Source organism: Pseudoalteromonas luteoviolacea S2607 (genome assembly GCF_001625575.1).
Lineage (GTDB): Bacteria > Pseudomonadota > Gammaproteobacteria > Enterobacterales > Alteromonadaceae > Pseudoalteromonas > Pseudoalteromonas luteoviolacea_E.
The window spans coordinates 105325-124880 of the sequence record NZ_AUXV01000073.1 but is presented as its reverse complement, the minus strand read 5'-3'; the positions used below and the strand labels follow the sequence as shown (position 1 = coordinate 124880).

Sequence of the window (19556 nt, the reverse complement as noted above, 5' to 3'; positions counted from 1 at the left end):
AGATGGATATATAAATGGATATTTCTTTACAAGGTAAGTTGGCTGTATGTAACACTTTTTTTCAAGCGCATAAGCACGTGTGCTTAACACCTACATTCATCTACGAGTTGGCCTCCAGTTTATTGCCATACTTCGAAGCATGCAATTACGCATGTTGGCCACAGCGCCTGAAATACCTTTGTATTATCGACACCCCCCTACCATAGACAAACCGTGAGTAATTGTTATGAATATACCGATCACCAACCCCATAAAGATAGTCGTAAAACATTGCGGCGATGTTCGTATACACACCTTCATCTCATCCTACGAAGGGGATAATATTGCCAATGCAACGCACATTATTGAGAGTAAAAATGTGCTGGTCCTGATTGATGGTCAGTTTTTAAAACCTTATGCGCAAAAATTTAGGGAGTATGCTGACAATCTAAAGAAACCCATAGCACGGCTATATCTGTCTCATAGACACCCTGATCACTGGTTTGGATTAGGTGATGCCTTTGCAGATGTTGAGATCTACACTTTGCCAGAAACCATTGATTTTCTGAAAGAGCATGGTGAGGCTTCTCGCGAAGACCATATGGGTAAACTTGGTGACCTAGCGCCTGATAAAGTTGTCATACCTCAAAACCCTGTCAGCCCAGGTGTCGAATATATCGACGGTGTGCAATACGTTATTGAACGCGTCATCGATACTGAAATTGACTACGGCATTACACTCAAGCTCCCTGAGCTGGGCGTGTTTATCGCCCAAGATCTTATCTATAGTGGAACACATTTGTATCTCACTAAATATCTAGACCACTGGATGGAACAGTATGAGGACATGCTGACATCAGATTACGAAGTATTCTTACCCGGTCACGGCGCGCCCGCGGATAAAAAAGAAGTCACAGAAAACCTGAAGTATTTAATTGCGGCAAAACAAGCGATTGATGATGGTTTAAAAAATCAGGAGTTTAAACAGTTTATGCTGCAAAAATTTCCGACTCGACAATGCCCTGCAATTTTCGATATTTACCTGCCCAGACTGTTTGATGGCGCGAGCGAATTTTAATTTCATTGACTAAATACATAGGTAGAACAGCATGGATACACAATATACTGTAGGACAATACCTCACCGAAAGACTTGAGCAACTTGGCCTGAGACACCTTTTCTCCATTGCCGGAGATTACACCATTGAGTGGATCAATAAACATATTGAGCCCAGTAGTATCGAGCTAGTAGAAGAAGTAAACGAGCTAAATGCGGGCTATGCAACCGACGGTTATGCAAGACTAAATGGCATTGGTGCCATGTGTTTCACATATTCTGCTGGCACACTCAGCGCAGTGAATGCGGTCGCAGCCTCTTATGCTGAAAGAGTACCCGTGGTGGTGATTAACGGCGCACCAAGCGTTCAAAAACGTCTGACAGCCCAACAGACCGGATTTACATATCACCATATGATCGACGGTGAGACAGACTTAAATATTTATAAAAACATCACCGCCGCAGCCATTAAAATCGATGCGCCAGAACTTGCGCCACAATTAATTGATTACGCTTTGACTCAGTGTATTTCTCAAAAGCGCCCAGCATACATCGAGCTGTTAGAAGACATGGTACAGCAACCGTGTTCAAAGCCTATGGGCCAATTGCAGCCATTAAAACCCATCCCCTCTGAACAGGGTGTAGAGCAATCTATCGCAAAAATTAAACAAGCGTTAGAAGCAGCTGAGCGTCCAATCGTCTGGTTAGGCGCAGAAGTCGACCGAATGGGGCTACATGACCAAGCCAATGCTTTAATCAGAAAATTAAATCTGCCTTATGTAACCGAGCTTATCAGTAAAGCCGTATTCTCAGAAAACGACCCACTATTTGCAGGAGTTTTTGATGGGCAGGCTTCATCGGACGTGACACAAGCTTTGGTCAAGGAATCTGATTTTATTCTTGGGTTGGGTGTCTGGCTATCGGATATTAACTCGCTAGGCCAAAGCGTAGACTATGATAAAACCGCTTTAATAGCCTGGGATACCGTTAAACTAGGCACTTATTTTGTTCCTCAAGTTCCATTAAATGACTTTATGGACGCGTTGACCAATCAAACCATTAACTGCGCATCACCTTGTGCTATTCCAGAGCCTTCGGCACAGCCCTGTCAGAACTTTTCGGGTGATATTTCTTATCAAGGCTTTTACGACTTCATTCAAAGCAAAGAGTACATTAGCGACAACGTCTTAATTGGTAGCGATGCAAGCCTTAACTTTTTTGGCAGCTTGCTACTAAAAGTCGGAACACCAAGGGGCTTTGTTGCGCAGCCTACTTATTCTTCCATCGGGTATATAGGCCCTGCTGCGACAGGAATGAGTTTAGCTAAGCAAGATCATCAACGCGTGTTTATATTTACCGGTGATGGAGGTTTTCAAATGACACCACAATGCTTGTCGACGCAGACACGGTTTGGCCTCAACCCAATTATTTTTGTAATGGACAATGGCGTATATGGTGTAGAGCAATGGTTATACAATGCAGAAATCTTCTCCAGTGACCAACCGTTTTTTGATTCTTGTATTTTACATCAATGGGATTACTGTAAACTTGCGGATGTATTTGGCTGTAAAGCTTGGCAGGTTAATACCTATGAAGACCTAAATGAGGCCATTTTAGGCGCGCTGGAAAATGCCAATACGCCTTCTCTTATTCAGGTGAAAGTACCCGCTAAATCTCTTCCTGATAATGCTAAATGGAAGAAAAAATAGTCTAATTGCTTCAATTGACAATATGTAAGCCAGCATAACTAAGCTGGCTTATTTTTTGATATCAAACTTACTGCTTATGCTTTATCGAAGTGATAAATTGCTGCGGATTGTCTACGCCTAAGTAAATTCTCTCAACCTGCCCTATCGGTTCTGCCAGTACAATTTCAACGTTTGGCGCACCCGAATAGTTATAGCGTTTTATTTTTTTGTCACGGGCAACGAACGTATCGTTACTGTTAACATGCTTGATATTCAATAGCGACACCCTCAATGGCTGAAACAAACCATAACGAATAATCAAATCGTGACCATCAATAGAAATAGGCCTTTTCCCACAGGCTCGGTACTCAGCTAAAAAGAATACCAAACTGAGTGCACTTAAAACTGTGACAATATTGGCAGCCATTGGTGACCAAACAAAATGCAGAAGAAGGTGCATTAACGGCATCTCTAAGGCAATTAAAAACACAAAACCAAGTAAATTGCTCTGAGCGCCATCTTTCTGATGATAGGTAAACTGCTTTGAGCCTTGATAATTCTCGGACTTAATGCGTTTGGCTAATAACGCAAATGTCCACATTCTTGTTTCAAAATTAAGGATCGCTGCGACAACGCCTTTACCTAAAACCCTTTCGATGGGCTGTGATATTGCCAAGTCAGGATCTACGTCGTCATACAGTGCCGTTTTAATCGCCAGAATTACTGTAATAATGGCAACCGTTTCAAATAATAAAATCAGTGCGGTAACAACATAGCGACCATTTTCTAAATAGGGCCAGATAAACTTGCTACTTTCTGGGATGATGTAACTTCCTACCCAAACCGCTAGACAACAGAGCGTGACAGCCTTGAGTAATGCTTCTTTTTTGTTTTTCACCGCCAAAAAGCAAATAATTGGTAAGACAATAAATGCGTCTAGTAGATACAAAAATTCGAAGTTTGCTTGTCCAAAGTCATTCAAGCTGCTGTTGCTTTGATAGTAAAACCCCCACCAAATTGAAATGGCAATAAAGAAAAGCAATGGAAATTTTGAAACGACAGAGCTCGACACAACCGTTCATCCTAGAATAAGTATTTAATAGCCTTAAAATAACAGAACTAAATTGGGTACACAATTACGCAACAATAATTCATGAATGATTACATAGTCACAGAACGCAACTAACGCAAGGTTTACGAGTTTGAGACTACTAAAAATCGGCTTTAAGAAGGACAAATCCCGAAGTAAACCCATTGTGCACTTGCTCGGCAGCAAACACACCATTTTAAAGGGGACTCTTTTAGTCGGTGAGTATGCTGACCCACCTAAGTGGCAAGTCAGCGACGTGTGTTTAACAGAGCTAGAAGTCTTTTAAGAAAATGAAATTATAGATTGCATGTTTGCTTTTCAATTCTTGCTTGGTCGATTCATTCAGCGGATTAGATTTAACATTAAGCAAAAGCAGTTTTCGGTTTTCTGAAATAGACAAACGGTTAATTTTATTTTTCCCCAATCGTAAGACTTTTAATTCAGGTAAATAATCAGTATTAATGCTTGATAAATTATTATTATTCAGAGATAACTCAGTAATCACACCACCACTTGGTAAGGATATCCAACTAATTTGGTTCCAGCCAAGCTCTACATAAGTCAGCTTGGTATTGTTAGTTAAATTAGCCGAGTAAAGCGCATTGTTCATCATCCCTAATATCTTTAATTCTCTATTATTACTTAGGTCAATTGATGTAATGTCGTTTCCTGACATAAAAAGCGTATCTAACTTAGTGTTATTTTTAAGGTTAATATTTTTAATCTTGTTTGCTGACAACTCCAATCTAGTCAATAGTTTATTTTCTGTAACATCAATATCTTCAATATAGTTTAAAGCCAAGTTTAACCTTTCAAGGGACGAAAAGTATTTTAGCTCATCAACTCGCTTTATCATCGACTGTTTACAGCTTAGCTCTGTGACTTGATCAGTATATGTCCAGCCATTGGCATCTGCTTGCGTTTGTACACAACTTCTAAAGTTGCCATCTGAAAATTGCATATCTGCAATTCGATCATTCGCAAAGCTAGATGCCGAGCATAACGTGAGTAAAGTGCCAAGTAACAATTTGTGGTTTAGTTTAATCATTTTTAAGTCCATTTTATTGTATGAGTAGTTCATGAAAATCAATTTATGCCACGAACAGTGAATTAAAAATGAACATTAAGTAAAATTTTAAATTGTTATGTGATTTTGTTTTTAACACTTAATAGAAAATGAATATTAATTCCAATCAGGAATATTTAAAAGCACTCCGCTCATTATTTAACAATATGATTATTTAAGCCATTAAATCAGGTAAAGCATGCTTTAGCGCTGTATATTTTCTCGTAAAAACACGCCAATATACAACGCTGCCAACTCACCCCATATAAGCAATTATACCTCTAGGCAGGGGGTGCTTTCTGGGGTATCAAGATCCGCTAATATTGTAGTGTATGCAGTATGTGCATTGTCACTCAAATAAGGGTCCATTCGCTTAAATAAATCTAAAAGACCAACACCGTGGCGAGCTTTAAACCCTGCGTATCGGCACACTAACTCCAACTCATTGGCCGCCGTTAACTCACATAAGAGTAATGTATCCGCTTCATTTAAAAGAAACTCTTGCTCTGTAAACCGGTTTCTAAACTGAATAGGCTTGTCACTACCAAATTGAGGAAATACAAAGTCTCTGTCACATGCACAATATAGATAAACCAGTGCTTCTTCCTCTTTGCCAATTAATTGGGCAATTCGGTTGCGCTGGGCCAAAGAGACCATACTTTGGTCAAAGCCATCGGTGCCATACGCTGCATGAAACAAGCCTGCGATCTGCAACAACTCACTACTTCCCCACTCTTTCAAAATACGTTCCGTACCCTGTAAATGAGATTGCAAAGTACCGTCGAGGTGCTGAAAATCCCCGGCTCCCAGTTCCTGTAACACTTTAAATTTATCCATAACTCATCACACCTATTATTATTTTCTCTCGATTGTACCTGAAAGTTCTAAATTGATAACAGGGCGTGCTCACTTTTTATTGATGCCACAGCTACAAGTTTAAGCTCTCCCCATAACGCTCTGTTTGGCATTCAATTACCTCTTTATCCTGTTTACTTTTAGGTTATAATTCTGCGGTAAATAACAACAATAAGCAGCAGTGCGTTTACATGTAATGCGTTACAGCTCTAAGGAGAATTTATAATGAAAAAGTGGATCCTCATATGCTCAGCGTTATTCAGCGCTACGTGTATGGCTAAAGAAGCAAATACGCTATTTACCGTGCATAGGGCAGAGCTGAACCAGCAAAACAAGCCCAAAATGAGAACGCTTTCAGAAAAAGGCGGCCGGTTTCAAATTGAAAATATGGCAGATAAGTCCGTTAGAACGATTCATATGAACAAGAAAGTGAAAGGAGTTTATCTTGAAGCCGGAAATTATTGCTACTCGTCAGTATTTATCTCCCAGTCTCAACGCGCACCGTTTCTCAATCCCATTTGTTTCACAATTTCAAATGAGCATGTAAATATCATTGGCACTTTTGTGATCGGCACCAGAATCACGACTAAAGGCGCCTACTCCTTAATCCTTGACATCAAGCAGAACTATGAGGAAATTGCCAAAGCTGCTAACCAACCAAATGCAAAGCCAGTCCCTTTGTTCAAGCCTAAAGATTAAAATAAACAGAATGGGGGCATACGACATGTATGCTTTCCCATCCCTATAGTCAATTGCAGCAACGGTTAGTGGATTGGCTCTTAAGCCTCTGCCCGCTTTTTTGCTCTTTATTTCTTTCTTCTTGTGCGCTGGCCAAGAATGCGTTTTTTATCACGCTGTTTGCGAGACTTTGATGAGTTTTTGCGATTGTCTTTAGGTTCACGAGTTAAATCTGGTTCGTATCCCTCTAGCCATTGTGGTGTTAGACGCGTATCCAGGAGTACTTCAATTTCCTCGAGTAACCACTGCTCATCAATACTGACTAATGATATTGAATGCCCAGCATTGCCAGCTCTGCCAGTTCGACCAATGCGATGTATGTAATCTTCGGCCACATAAGGCAGCTCAGCATTTATAACGTAGTTTAACGCCTTAATATCAATACCACGTGCTGCTACGTCGGTTGCGACCAAGACACGTGTTTTACCATTCTTAAATTGCTCAAGCGCACGTTCTCTGGCACCTTGCGATTTGTCACCATGAATAGCCAGCGTTGCCAAACCATCTTTGTTCAGCTCTTTTGCATAATCATCCGCACTTTTTTTAGTGCGAGTAAATACTAGCACTTGCTGCCAATTATTCTTGCCAATCAAGTGAGCGATTAACTCTCTTTTACGCTCTTCATCAACCGCATAGAATACCTGCCCTACCTTATCAGCAGTACTGTTTTGTTGCTCGACACCAACACGCTCAGGATTGTTCAACCAAGTATTTACTTGTGAGAGGACAACGTCATCCATGGTAGCCGAAAACAATAACGTTTGACGATTTTCAGGCATTTTGCGCATGATCCGCTTTATTTCACCCATAAACCCCATATCTAACATACGATCTGCTTCATCGAATACGAGTTGCTCAACCGCATTTAAAGACAAGGTGCCTTTGATCATATGATCTAAAAGCCGCCCAGGGGTCGCCACAACAATGTCTGCTCCCTCTTTTAGAATTTTTTCTTGCGGACCAATATTTGCCCCACCGTAAATACACGCTACTTTTATCTCGCTAAACTTTGCCAAGCGCCGCGCATCTTTAGCAACTTGTTGCGCAAGCTCTCGTGTTGGCGCAAGCACGAGGGCGCGCACAGCTTGATGAGCATGACTGGCACTAATCAATCTATTCAAAATAGGCAGCATAAAGGCCGCTGTTTTGCCTGTCCCCGTTTGAGCTGTGGCCAGTAAATCACTCCCTTGTAAGACAAGAGGAATACTTAAAGTTTGTATTTCTGTGGGCTCAACAAACTCAAGGTGGGTGAGTGCTTGATTCAATTCATCAACGAGATTTAAGGATTGAAAAGACATATGTGCCTATGGATACTGCTAAAGATGCGCGGAGTATAGCAAATACGCTTTCCTCTTGTGTACTTTATCCTTCGCGCAATATGACTTCTCCATATTTTATCTGCATTATCCCACTAAACTTAAGGGCATAATCACACCATGGAGATTTTATGGCAGACCGCGAATACGATTTAGCAGCTGTGCCAAACACAGCGAGACGCGCTTCTCTTTCAATGCTGATGTTGATGCTTGGTTTAACTTATTTTTCGGCCAGTATGTGGACAGGAGGTAAATTAGGTGTTGGTCTAGATTCAACCCAGTTTATGATAAGCATAGCTGTAGGTAATTGTATTTTGGCCATATATACTGCAACACTTGGATATATTGGTGCGTCAACAGGACTGTCTACTCACTTATTGGCACGTTACTCTTTTGGAGTCAAAGGCTCTTGGTTGCCTTCTTTGTTACTCGCGGGCACACAGGTAGGCTGGTTTGGTGTTGGCGTGGCCATGTTTGCTTTACCCGTGCAAAAGGTGACGGGAGTTGACCTCAATATCCTTATTTTAATCGCCGGTATGTTGATGACCGCCACAGCGTATATTGGTATTTCGGCGCTCATGTTCTTGTCGGCCATTGCCGTGCCAGCCATTACACTGTTGGGCGGTTTTTCTGTTTGGATGGCCTTAGAAAGTGCTGGCGGTTTGGAGCAACTCACCGCTCGGTCAATTGACAGCCCATTGAGTCAGGCCCAAGCAATTACTTTAGTTGTTGGCTCTTTTATTTCCGCGGGCACGCTCACAGCAGACTTTATGCGCTTTAGTAAGAATGCAAAAGTGGCTATTTACATCACGATTGTCGCGTTTTTTGTCGGTAATAGCTTAATGTTTATATTTGGCGGTGCGGGTGCCGCGGCGACGGGTAAAGCAGACATTTCAGAAGTACTGATGCTCCAAGGCCTCATATTACCCGCGATTATCGTCCTTGGCTTAAACATTTGGACGACCAATGATAATGCACTCTACGCTTCTAGCTTAGGGTTTGCCAACATTACAGGGCTACCCAGTAAATACCTCAGTATCGTCAATGGCGCAGTCGGTACTTTATGCGCTCTGTGGCTCTACAATCATTTTGTAGATTGGCTAGTGTTTCTATCTGCCGCGATTCCGCCTATTGGAGGCGTGATCATCGCCCATTACTTTAGTCACAGTGCAGCCTATGAAGATTTTGAACATAATGAATTTAAAGCCATTAATTGGCTGGCAATTATAAGTGTTGTATTAGGCATTGCCGCAGGACATTGGATGCCCGGTATTGTCCCAATCAATGCTGTGTTGGTCAGTTTAAGTAGTTTTTATTTGCTTCAAAAAGTTGTCCGGTAACATTCATTTCAACCACTGAAAAACTGCTAACTGTATAAAATAAAAAACTTTTGGAGTGCGACAATATGTCACATCTCAAGCTCTTATAAGTTCTTTATACTCGCCGCAGTTTTTTCAGTGAGTTGTCTTTATGTTTTCGTATTCAAAAATTTCTCTTGTATTTTTCGCTCTGGGTATTTCTCAAGTTGCTGTAGCCGAACAAACTAACCAAATAGAGCATTTTGAGGTGACCGGCTCTAAAATTAAAAACATTGATCTTGAGTCAGCCAGCCCAATTACCACGCTCACCGCTGATGATTTAGCACTGACTGGTGTCTCAAACTTAGAAGAAGTACTGCAAAGTTTAAGTGCATCCGCCGGTCCTGCTGGCAACGCCACTAACGCATACTGGACCAGCAATGGTTATGCTACCGCACAGGTCAACTTGCGTGGTATGGGTATCAAAAGAACCCTCGTTTTACTCAACGGCAAGCGGCTGGTCGCAGGGGGCACAGGCGCAAATGACAGTCCAGACCTTAATATGATCCCAATGGGGTTGGTTAAGCGCATTGATATTCTTAAAGATGGTGCGTCAGCCATCTACGGTGCAGATGCCGTGGCTGGCGTGGTAAACATCATTACAAAGTCCGATTTTAGTGGTGCGCATCTCAGCGCTAAATTTGGACAAAGCAGTAAAAAAGATGCCGAAAATACGGAGCTGAACATCACATTAGGCAGCGAGTTTGAGCGTGGGCATGTGACGGTCAATGTAAACTATGTCGACAATGGAAATGCACTGCAATCCACGCGAAACCCATGCCCGCTCAGTGAGTCAGGCGGTAAACTAAATTGTATTTACTCTGGCACTACGATTGGTGGTCGTGCAAGACTGTCGGACGGTCGAGAAGTACAATTCAATCAAAACCCTGATAGCGACGGCAACCAATTTGAAGACTACAACAACGCGTTGCATGGCTATAATTGGTTTGAGTCTCTAAACTCATACAACCCAATGGAGCGTCTCAACTTAGCAACTTTCATCGATTATGCGCTCTCTGACAGCCTGCAGCTTAACACCTCACTCCTTTATGCAAACCGTCGCTCAGACCAAATCGTCACTCCCAGAGGGTTTAAGTCTGTCGATGTAGCCTCTGATTTTGTCTATAACCCAACAGCTCAAGACCTGACGCTCAAGCGCCGCAGGAATATCGAAGCACCTAATCCAGAGTTCTATCAAGAAACGGATACATTTCAAGGTGCATTGAGTTTATCCGGTGAGTTAAATAACAACTGGATTTGGCAAGCGTCTTATAATTATGGAAGAAATACAGGCACTGACGGATGGAGTTATGACTTTGATGATGAGCGAGTCGCGCAAACCCTAAATGGTGATATATGTAGTACATCAAAAGATGCCGCCATCCCATGTGGAGATTATTTTGGTGTAGGGGAACTCTCTGAGCAAGTCATCAACTATGTTACTTACCAACGAGAAGGTACAGGCGGAAATCAACTCCAATCTCTAAGCTTTGATTTAAGTGGTGATATTGCTGAATTACCCGCTGGCACTTTGGCTTTTGCGACAGGGGCAGCGTACCGAAAAGAGAAAGGATGGCGAAACCCTGATGCGATTGCAATGCGAAACGGTGAAGAAGACCCAATCTCAGGGCACTCAAACGTCAAAGAGGCATTCTTAGAACTGTCAGTTCCCCTTATTAGTAACGCTGCATATGCAGATGCGATAAAAGCGGATATTGCAGCACGTTATTCTGATCATGAGCATGTCGACGCAAAAACAACCTACAAACTTGGCATAACCTGGCGAGTAAACGAGCAATTTTTATTGCGTACAGTGCGCTCCACTGCATTTAGAACCCCTACTATCACTGAACAGTTTGGTGGTACAAACGTTGAAAACCTCATCACTATGGATCCTTGTGATAGCGCCACTGGCGAAATTTTACGTAATTGTTTGTTGGCTGGTATACCAGAAGATTTTACTCAAGATGGTTCAACAATTCGTACCGGTGTTGGTGGTAACCCTGAAGTAGGCCCTGAAACTGCCGATACCATAACATTTGGCTTGGTGTATCAATCAGCGCATTTATCAGCAACGCTAGATTATTTCAATATCGAAGTTGATAACGCCATCAACACTGTGTCTGGGTCAAATATGTTGCGCCTGTGTTATAGCGACCCTGTTGCATATCAAGCATACTGTAACAGCTTTACAAGAGACCCAATTACCTTCCAAATTACGGCGCTTGAAAAGCGCCCAATGAATACGTCAAATGAGCAAGTAGCTGGCCTAGACCTTAACCTCAACTTTAGCTCGGCTGTTAATTCACTTGAGTACCGTGTTAACTGGGAAACAACCAGATTACTAGAACATAAAAATACCGCTTTTGCGGGCGCTGAAACAGAGCAATTATTAGGGGTAATAACATCTGACAGAGGCAGTTATACCAAATGGAAATCTAACTTATCTGCTACTTTGTCTTACACCCAGTGGCAAGGCACTTACAGCATTCAGTACATAGGTAAAGCGCAAGACGAAAACGGAGGTGGTCCAATAGGCAGCAGTGTACCAAGCATCATTTACCATGATGTTCAAGCAAGCTACTCGGTGAGCCAAGCACTGAAGCTGTCATTTGGAATCGATAATCTTTTTGATAAGCAGCCACCATTTTTAACTTCGTGGAACGACGCTAACACCGATGTATTCACCTACGATACTGTTGGTAGACGAGGTTATTTGAAGCTGGACTATACGTTTTAATTAGCCAATATGAACAACTGCTCGCTAGCCACTTATGAATGTAATAAGTGGCTAGTTTTACCTTGTCTTTTCCATGTTGCTTTTACATACTAGTCAACTGTAACTATCAAAGGCAGGTCAACGCCTTTAGCCCTTCTTCAGGTAAGGCAAAATCTAAATGTAATTCTAAAAGAGTAATATATAATCAACATTTGCCTTGCTAAGCTTAGCGTTAACCAAACAAGACGGATTATTAAACATGCCCCCCAACTTAATAGAAGTAGGTCTTCCGATAGCACTTATTTTAATCATGATCGGCGTGGGTCTTAGCCTTACTACACAAGACTTCTATCGGGTTTTAAAGCAGCCCAAGAGCTTTTTTGTTGGCGCTGCATGTCAACTATTACTTCTGCCGTTAATGGCCATTGCAGTCATTGCAGTGACCGGTCTAAGTGCAGAATTAGCAATCGGATTATTTATACTCGCCTTATGCCCTGGGGGAACCACATCAAACCTCTACACCTATCTTGCCAAAGGAGATGTTGGATTATCCGTTTCGTTAACGGCTGTCGTGGGGTTTATCACCCCCTTTATACTGCCGTTTATGGCAGCTTGGGCCATCGGGTTTTATGGCCAAGGTAGTGATAAGATAGATTTCCCTATTTTAAAAGCGTGGTTACAGCTCATGGTAGTAGGTGTTATCCCAGTCATCATCGGTATGGGCATTCGGGCTAAGTGGCCTACGTCTGCAAAAAAAGCAGGCCCCTATATTAATTGGTTCTCAGTGGCGGTGCTTCTTTTAGTGATACTCAGTATATGTATTCAGCTGGGTGATAAGCTTATTGACTATATTGTCATGGCAGGTCCCGCTGTAATTGTTCTTAACTTAATTACCATGCTTATGGGATATGCCGTGGCAACGCTTTACCTCCACAACCGTGCGCAAACTCGCACAGTTACTTTAGAGGTCGGCTTGCAAAATGGTACCTTGGCCCTATTAGTAACCACTGGTTTGCTAAAAGATGAGGTGATGTCAATTGCCCCCAGTATTTATGGTTTATTTATGTTTGTTAGTGCAGGGGTTTTTGTCGCTTGGGTTAGGCGCTCCGCGCCTCAGGTCGAATCCAGCGCTTCGGTCTAAAAAGCCCTTATGGGCTTTTTATCTTCCCGTAATTGGGCCGTTAAGAAACACAAATCACACTGCGATGGGAGTCATCGTTTTTCTGAAGTTCAATGGTGACCGCAAACAGGTTATCTTGTCGAAGTGTGCGTTGCAAAAGCACCATAAATAGAAGCAGCGTGGTGTTAATGCCACTTAAATTCACGCCAAAAGCCATGCCTAAATCTTTCAGCAAGGCTTGAAATACTCCGTCAACCTGAATCCATTCCTCCAGACAACGTTCAATTTTTTGATTGCTGATATTTATATTATGCATAAGCTGCTTAGCCAAAGCATGAGATACATATTCTGGCAAATCAGTGATATACCGCGCTATTTTTTGCAGCTCCACAAAAATGTCGCGCAATGCAGCAGCTTTACGAAATAACAGTGCTAAGCGTTTTGATATTGCCCGCCAATCTGTATCATCATAGTAACCAAAGTAATCTTGATAGTGACGGCTGGAAGCCAACTCTGATCGAATCAATTTATAGTCTAAAGAGTTGCTTTCTCCTAAATGACGATACAAGTTTGCTGTATCGTGAAAACGCGGCTTTAACCGTGTATATGCAGCAATAATATTTCGTAAACCTTGGCTATATTCACGCCAACCTCGGTTTCTATATCGACCCTTTTCAGAAAAGAGTAATGCCTTAAAAGCGGTATCAAACAACCGCGTATCATCAAGAGAAAGTAACTGGTTATAGATATAACGACCTGCACGCAGGGTGATTAATATGTTGCTATGACTATCACTCGAATGATATTGAATACCCTTTCCAGCTGAAGGGTGAGTGTACTGCTCAAACATATTCAACGCATTCTCTGCTTCAACTTGACTTACCAAAGGTAAAAAGCCAAATCCACTTTGTGATAATTGCGCATTAAAGTGCGATAGTGTCAAAGCCGTTAATACTGACCGCAACTCCGCTGCGCTATGCAAGTTGTGATCAAGATTAGAGTAGCTAAACGAGAGTGCCCCGTGACATTGTTGTTCGAGCGCAGCCTGTGCAAATCCATAACTAAAGTTAAAACAAGCTTTTCGTGCCTCGTCAAAACCACGCGCTTGCTTACTTAAGTTATGCGTGTGGACAAGCATAATTTTACCCATCGGGTCGATATGTAATTGAAGATCGCTGACAGCGTCTGATACATTATCAATGTCATACCCCAAAACATTTATGCCAAGAGAAATTTCGTTTTTCGTTACGTTTGTGAGCGACAATGAATCAGCTTGGTACTCAATTACGCCTACTTTACTCAAACTCATAATTAACGTTGATACCGCGTCGTCATTGCCAACTACCAAACTGCGATATAACCTCGAAACTGACTCTGAAGTTGAATCTTTGAGTACAATGGTGAAACTTTGGTCAAGCGAATTCACATGACTGCTTGTCGACTGGTAGTGCAAATTTAGCTGTATATCCGCTGCGCGAGACAACGCGACTTTTATTCTATTTTTAGTCTTTGTATATTCTTGGGCTAATTTCTCATACAACTCAACGGCCGTCACGCTTGTATCTTCAATAAGTGCCTGGGCATTTTTGCTGATTTTTTTGATAGGTTTAAGTGCTGCTTGTGAACCTGCTTGCACGTCCTGATGCAACTGACAAGCTGCATGTAAAAACTCGCCCTTGACCCTTTCAACTTCTTCCTTTATCAAGTTTTGAATGCCATAAAATACGCTCTCTTTTGCTGGGTTGCCGACTATCTCTTGTAGATCTATACCAAAGGTTCGCGTCAATTGCTCTGTCAATTCTCGTGTGAAATCGTCTGTTGCTGTAGATAGGCTAAAATTCAGCTTTTCAAATACCAATTTGATAGCATCGCCAACGGCTTCATTGAGTGATTGCCTTTTTTGATCGTGACTCAAAAACAATGTGTTCAAGTGCGAAGCCCATTCACTGTTTTTCGTCCTGGTACTTAAGTTATCAGCTAAGTATTGACCGACATTACTGTACACCTCTAGAGACTGTACAAGTCTATCGCCGTAACCAAGCAGCTTTTCTAGTTGATGACTTGCGAGTGCATCTAAACCCGTTATTCGCCCACCCACAGCCAAACTAGCTCGATTTTCATCGGCGTCCCGCACTGCTTTTTTCACCCGAATTGATAATTGATTGGTAGGACTTTTAAAAATTTGAAGCTCAATCTCACCAGCCACAGCAACATGCTTTGTTATTTTTAATCTTGCGCTCACATCAATATCAACTGGCTGACCTGCAGTTTTTGAAAATGTGCTGATCGACCTTCCAACTGCCAACTCTCCTTGTAGTGAGAGAGAAGCTTTGCGAATCACATTAAATGCTCGATACCCCTCCATTTCTCCAAGGTGGTTGGGACACTGTATGGCCTCGCTGACACAGCCAAGGCTCCAAGGAATAATTGGCGTTGCACTCATGGCATGTAATACAGTACAGGTTTTATTTCGAGCTGACGTTTGATAGAACGCGGTCATCTCAAGCGTTACATCACTTTTTGTGCTGCCGGCAACTTGTATAACGCTCGCATGGGCTTGCACTGATGCCTTCAAACCGATTGAGGCCTTTAAATAATGTGACACAATAGCCGCTTCACGGCATAAGGTAGATCCAAACAAGTCATGGGCATGAGATTGATGCAACACCTCCCATTTAAAACGGGCACCTGTATTGATAAACAAGCCAAAGCTGAGATCTGCAACACTCAATTGCTGCATAGGTCGCTTAAAGCCGAATTCTTCTGCATGACTAATCGACTCATTGATAACCAGTGATTGCTCCCCTATTGATTGCGTGATATCAACCCACGAGCACCTTAATTTAGACCAATTTTGATAAGCGCTCGTCTCTAACAGGGTTTTGTAACTCTCTTCATCACGTGATTTTAACCACAAAATGAGTTGGTCTACCATGTCAAACAGGTCAGTAAAGTCTTCCCACCACCGTGGCTGTTGGAACACTTCTTTGCATCGTTCTATCGCTAAGAGTGAATTAGTGAATTCATCCCACGCCCTATTCTCTGCCACCTTTTGAATCTTCTGTTCAAGCTCTTTCAGCTCTGCGTCTAGACCTTCCAGTACACCAGCAAAGTCTAAATAAGGTAAAATCATATGCGGAAGCGTATCTAATATGGGCATGTGCAATCCTTACTCGTAATTAAAGCCACAGCTTAAAATAACTGTACCTTAGACATTGAGCAACAATAAACGTTAAAGTGAAATAACGAGTTCTAGACTCTTTTTACGAGTATGAAGTGAGGAATTCTAACGGAGATATTTGCTAAAGAAACTCAAAATGTAAAACTGAATAAACCCATAAAAACACACTTAAAATACCAATATATTATAAAGTTTAGTTTTATATAAAACGAACAACACTTAACCACACCAGATTTAAAAAATAGAACACCACATAGTAAAAAAAACACCATTTAAAATTTATCACCATTAATTAACTTAAAGCACAAATGGGGAAGCTTCTTATCCCAATAAGTAAAATTAAAACAGAAAACTACCATAAAAATTATAACGAAAGAGAATGTGCCATCTTAAAACACGGCTTAATTCAACGAAACGAGAAATGGGATTACTCACTTAATATGTAACCCCACATAAGAATTGAAATTACTTAAAATGAGTAAGTAATACCCAATGTTGTGCTATCCCAACGGAAAGAATCTTCAGGTCGGCCAACGTCAAAATCAGGTAATCTTTGATGATCTAAAAATACAGCAAACTGCTCACTAAACGCATAACTAATACCAATGCCATAGCTAAGCCCACTCACATCTTCATATATTTTTGCCGCACGATGGCCTTGAAACACATCATCAATATAGATGCCTGCCACTGTAGAAATTTTGAGCTCTGTATCAGTGTACCCCAACATACCGTAAACCTTAAAGTCATCTGTAAAATAATAGGCTGCTTTGGCTGATAGTGAAAGTTGATAGTTTATATCTTCCTTATAATCATAGTTTTCAAGAAAAGTGGTATTGTCGTGGCCCGAAATCCCCTTGCCATAGCGCGATTCAACTGAGAAATTCTTATTGAATTGGTAGCCACCTACAAGCCCCGCCACCTTAAAATCGCGATCATCTGAGAATATTGAAATAGATTGAGTGTTATAGAAAGCACCTGTATAGAATCCGTTATCGCTTTCATCGCTGGCTTGAACACCAGAAGCAAAAAAAGTACTTAGGCTTAAGATAGATATTGGAAGTATTTTATTCATTTAAATTCCTTTTACCCTGCAATTTAAAATCTGTAGGTTTAATTTATTAAAATCGAAAAGGATTTAACCATAAAAACAAAAACACCTTTGTAAAAAAGTGTAAGGTAAAATTTAAATGAATAAAAAAACAACTAAAAAGAGCGGCATTTAATACAAATGGAACATCAATAAGATTAAAATATTAATTTTTTAAATAAAAAACACCATAAAGTTAATTATTTTTAATACCGCCAGTCAATTTTAATGAAAATCGATTACCTCGTCTGCGTAGAAAGTAAAACTATCATTCGAGTAAAGAGCGTGCGTTAGCTGTCTGATTACTTTAAACCCTAAAGCAAGGGAATATAGGAAGTTTTAAGAAACTGGCTAGTAAGGGCCTCAGTGGGTGGCAGCAATGACGCTACCACCTTTCGCAAGTTAAGGCCTGTCAAATACCAGTGGCATTGCATTGTCAGCCACGTCTATCACTTCTCCATCACGGTAGACACACTCACCATTTACAAACGTGTAGCGTATTTGATGTGAAAATTGGTGTCCTACGAATGGAGACCACTGACAATGGTAAAGCGTATTGTCGTGCCTCACGCGCTCACCAGCTTTAGCACTGATCACAGCCAAATCAGCAAAATACCCTTCTCTTACAAATCCTCGTTCTTTAACTTTGTAACGCTTTGCTGGATTATGCGCGGTTTTTTCCACCACTTGGGGCAAAGTCATATTGCCTTGCTGAACTTGGTCAAATAAAGTCAGCAGAGCGTGTTGTACCAAAGGCAAACCGGCTGGTGCTTTAGCAAAGGCCTGCTGCTTTTCTTCCCATGTGTGTGGAGCATGGTCAGTGGCAATAATATCTAGTCTGCCGCTAGTCAATGCTTCAATTAATGCCAGTCTATCTGACTCTGCTTTAATCGCAGGATTACACTTGATTAAATTACCTAAACGGTCGTAATCCGTTTGGTTAAACCACAAATGGTGTACACAAGCTTCTGCGGTAATTTGTTTGCCATCTATTGGGCCCGGCTCAAAAAGGTCCATTTCTTTAGCAGTCGTTATATGTAACACATGTAGCTGCGTACCATACTTTTTAGCAAGCTCTACTGCATATGAAGATGACTGATAGCATGCGTTAGCATCTCTAATCACGGGGTGATCTTGTATTGTTAGCTCCCTGTTGCCCAACTTCGCTAAATTACTTGCTATCACGTCCCCTTTTTCACAGTGAGTCGCGATAAGTACTGGGCATTCCCTGAAAATGGCCTCCAGTGCACTCGGGTGCTCGACCAGTAAATCTCCAGTAGATGCACCCATAAACACTTTCACACCGCAGACTAAACTAGGATCACAGGCTTTGATCTCATCTAAGTTGTCCGGAGTTGCCCCCAAGTAAAATGAGTAGTTTGCCGCAGAAGTGCGCGCTGCAATTTGATGTTTATTCATGACCGCGAGTTGATCTGTTGTTGCAGGGCTGACGTTTGGCATTTCCATGTAACTGGTAATGCCGCCTGCAATAGCTGCTCGAGACTCACTACCAATTGTGCCTTTCCAATCAAGGCCAGGCTCTCTGAAATGCACTTGATCATCGATCATGCCTGGCAATAAAAAGTCACCCTCCAAATCAATGATCTGCTCGATACCAGTGGCCATAATTTCTGGCGCTATTTTGTCAATCCTTTTCCCAACAATACGCACATCGCATTGTTCAACTTTACCTTCATTAATCAGTTGCGCATTTTTTAAAAGAATATTCGCCATAGATACTTCACCTTTAGAAAGTGTTAATAAAACAAATTTGTGACCGGGTATACGCTTAGCTTATGGCGCTATGCACTTAACCCATTTAAAGACTCATCAGCTTGCGCTTGGCAGTTTTTACAGATCCCCTGAAACTCAAATTGGGGTGAATTGAGCTGATAGCCACACTCTTGGATCTGCTGAGATAATTGCGTCATCAACTGGCTAGACATCTGCACTTCATCAACTCTTTGACACACAGAACAAATCAAAAATTGGCTGTGTGGATGCGGTTTATGGCAATCAATATGAGAACAACAGATATACTTATTAACTGTATTTAATTTGTGAACAAGATCCGCAGCTACTAACAAATCTAATACTCGGTAGATGGACACTGCCGGTAATGTAAGCTCTAAATGCTCTTTACAATATTGCGCCAATTCATAGGGTGATAAAGCTTGCTCTGCCATCATGAGCCCTTTAAAGATCGCCACCCTTTTATCTGTGGCTTTAATCCCCGCATGATTAAAAACTGTGATTAAATAATCCGTGCTAATACTTTTTTGACACATATTGCCCCAATG

At 41.6% G+C, this 19556-nt stretch carries 15 protein-coding genes; 7 read left to right on the top strand and 8 right to left on the bottom strand.

What is annotated here, in order from left to right:
* Window positions 1–226: 226 nt before the first annotated feature.
* Window positions 227–1057, top strand: a complete 831-nt coding sequence (locus tag N480_RS24010; RefSeq protein WP_063374968.1) for a hypothetical protein — start codon at window positions 227–229, stop codon at window positions 1055–1057.
* A gap of 31 nt (window positions 1058–1088) precedes the next feature.
* Window positions 1089–2744, top strand: coding sequence for an alpha-keto acid decarboxylase family protein (locus N480_RS24005; RefSeq protein ID WP_063374967.1), 1656 nt, complete (start codon window positions 1089–1091; stop codon window positions 2742–2744).
* Window positions 2745–2811: 67 nt separating this feature from the next.
* Here the strand turns inward: N480_RS24005 and N480_RS24000 are convergent, their stop codons facing one another.
* Window positions 2812–3795 (bottom strand): hypothetical protein, encoded by a 984-nt coding sequence (locus tag N480_RS24000; RefSeq protein WP_063374966.1) that lies wholly within the window; start codon window positions 3793–3795, stop codon window positions 2812–2814.
* A 130-nt stretch (window positions 3796–3925) separates the two neighbouring features.
* Between N480_RS24000 and N480_RS25545 the strand changes: the two genes are divergently transcribed.
* The gene (locus N480_RS25545; RefSeq protein ID WP_155732948.1) at window positions 3926–4099 is read left to right on the top strand and encodes a hypothetical protein; all 174 of its coding nucleotides are present in this window, start codon (window positions 3926–3928) and stop codon (window positions 4097–4099) included.
* Here the strand turns inward: N480_RS25545 and N480_RS23995 are convergent.
* Window positions 4085–4861, bottom strand: coding sequence for a hypothetical protein (locus N480_RS23995; protein ID WP_063374965.1), 777 nt, complete (start codon window positions 4859–4861; stop codon window positions 4085–4087). The genes N480_RS25545 and N480_RS23995 overlap by 15 nt on opposite strands.
* 291 nt (window positions 4862–5152) lie before the next feature.
* Window positions 5153–5716 carry a DUF6817 domain-containing protein gene (locus N480_RS23990; protein WP_063374964.1) on the bottom strand — a complete coding sequence of 188 codons (564 nt, stop codon included), beginning with the start codon at window positions 5714–5716 and terminating at the stop codon, window positions 5153–5155.
* Window positions 5717–5959: 243 nt separating this feature from the next.
* On the opposite strand from N480_RS23990, the gene N480_RS23985 reads away from it, so the two are divergent.
* Entirely contained in the window at window positions 5960–6433 is a 474-nt protein-coding gene (locus N480_RS23985) for a hypothetical protein (RefSeq protein WP_063374963.1), read from the top strand.
* A 107-nt stretch (window positions 6434–6540) separates the two neighbouring features.
* Here the strand turns inward: N480_RS23985 and N480_RS23980 are convergent, their stop codons facing one another.
* Window positions 6541–7770: a DEAD/DEAH box helicase gene (locus tag N480_RS23980; RefSeq protein WP_063374962.1), complete on the bottom strand. Its 1230-nt coding sequence runs from the start codon at window positions 7768–7770 to the stop codon at window positions 6541–6543.
* A 149-nt stretch (window positions 7771–7919) separates the two neighbouring features.
* Here N480_RS23980 and codB point away from each other — a divergent pair, with 149 nt between their 5' ends.
* From codB to N480_RS23965, 3 genes are all read left to right on the top strand, one after another.
* Window positions 7920–9128, top strand: coding sequence for a cytosine permease (gene codB / locus N480_RS23975; RefSeq protein WP_063374961.1), 1209 nt, complete (start codon window positions 7920–7922; stop codon window positions 9126–9128).
* 130 nt (window positions 9129–9258) lie between these two features.
* A complete protein-coding gene (locus N480_RS23970) occupies window positions 9259–11886 on the top strand; it encodes a TonB-dependent receptor domain-containing protein (protein WP_063374960.1) in 2628 nt (875 codons plus the stop codon).
* Between the two features lie 238 nt (window positions 11887–12124).
* Window positions 12125–13006 carry a bile acid:sodium symporter family protein gene (locus N480_RS23965; protein WP_063375130.1) on the top strand — a complete coding sequence of 294 codons (882 nt, stop codon included), beginning with the start codon at window positions 12125–12127 and terminating at the stop codon, window positions 13004–13006.
* 40 nt (window positions 13007–13046) lie between these two features.
* On the opposite strand, the gene N480_RS23960 is transcribed toward N480_RS23965, so the two are convergent.
* From N480_RS23960 to N480_RS23945, 4 genes are all read right to left on the bottom strand, one after another.
* Window positions 13047–16145, bottom strand: a complete 3099-nt coding sequence (locus N480_RS23960; protein ID WP_063374959.1) for a hypothetical protein — start codon at window positions 16143–16145, stop codon at window positions 13047–13049.
* Window positions 16146–16635: 490 nt separating this feature from the next.
* A complete protein-coding gene (locus tag N480_RS23955) occupies window positions 16636–17241 on the bottom strand; it encodes a porin family protein (RefSeq protein WP_063374958.1) in 606 nt (201 codons plus the stop codon).
* Window positions 17242–17658: 417 nt separating this feature from the next.
* Window positions 17659–18990, bottom strand: a complete 1332-nt coding sequence (locus tag N480_RS23950; protein ID WP_063374957.1) for a dihydroorotase — start codon at window positions 18988–18990, stop codon at window positions 17659–17661.
* A gap of 68 nt (window positions 18991–19058) precedes the next feature.
* Window positions 19059–19544 carry a Fur family transcriptional regulator gene (locus tag N480_RS23945; RefSeq protein WP_063374956.1) on the bottom strand — a complete coding sequence of 162 codons (486 nt, stop codon included), beginning with the start codon at window positions 19542–19544 and terminating at the stop codon, window positions 19059–19061.
* Between the last annotated feature and the right edge of the window lie 12 nt (window positions 19545–19556).

What these genes read in the sequence shown, in the direction of transcription:
- N480_RS23980 (WP_063374962.1), bottom strand. Translation starts at nt 7,770, where the DNA reads ATGTCTTTTCAATCCTTAAATCTCGTTGATGAATTGAATCAAGCACTC.
- N480_RS24005 (WP_063374967.1), top strand. Translation starts at nt 1,089, where the DNA reads ATGGATACACAATATACTGTAGGACAATACCTCACCGAAAGACTTGAG.
- N480_RS23950 (WP_063374957.1), bottom strand. Translation starts at nt 18,990, where the DNA reads ATGGCGAATATTCTTTTAAAAAATGCGCAACTGATTAATGAAGGTAAA.
- N480_RS23945 (WP_063374956.1), bottom strand. Translation starts at nt 19,544, where the DNA reads ATGTGTCAAAAAAGTATTAGCACGGATTATTTAATCACAGTTTTTAAT.
- N480_RS23985 (WP_063374963.1), top strand. Translation starts at nt 5,960, where the DNA reads ATGAAAAAGTGGATCCTCATATGCTCAGCGTTATTCAGCGCTACGTGT.
- N480_RS23965 (WP_063375130.1), top strand. Translation starts at nt 12,125, where the DNA reads ATGCCCCCCAACTTAATAGAAGTAGGTCTTCCGATAGCACTTATTTTA.
- codB (WP_063374961.1), top strand. Translation starts at nt 7,920, where the DNA reads ATGGCAGACCGCGAATACGATTTAGCAGCTGTGCCAAACACAGCGAGA.
- N480_RS23955 (WP_063374958.1), bottom strand. Translation starts at nt 17,241, where the DNA reads ATGAATAAAATACTTCCAATATCTATCTTAAGCCTAAGTACTTTTTTT.
- N480_RS23970 (WP_063374960.1), top strand. Translation starts at nt 9,259, where the DNA reads ATGTTTTCGTATTCAAAAATTTCTCTTGTATTTTTCGCTCTGGGTATT.
- N480_RS23995 (WP_063374965.1), bottom strand. Translation starts at nt 4,861, where the DNA reads ATGATTAAACTAAACCACAAATTGTTACTTGGCACTTTACTCACGTTA.
- N480_RS23960 (WP_063374959.1), bottom strand. Translation starts at nt 16,145, where the DNA reads ATGCCCATATTAGATACGCTTCCGCATATGATTTTACCTTATTTAGAC.
- N480_RS24010 (WP_063374968.1), top strand. Translation starts at nt 227, where the DNA reads ATGAATATACCGATCACCAACCCCATAAAGATAGTCGTAAAACATTGC.
- N480_RS23990 (WP_063374964.1), bottom strand. Translation starts at nt 5,716, where the DNA reads ATGGATAAATTTAAAGTGTTACAGGAACTGGGAGCCGGGGATTTTCAG.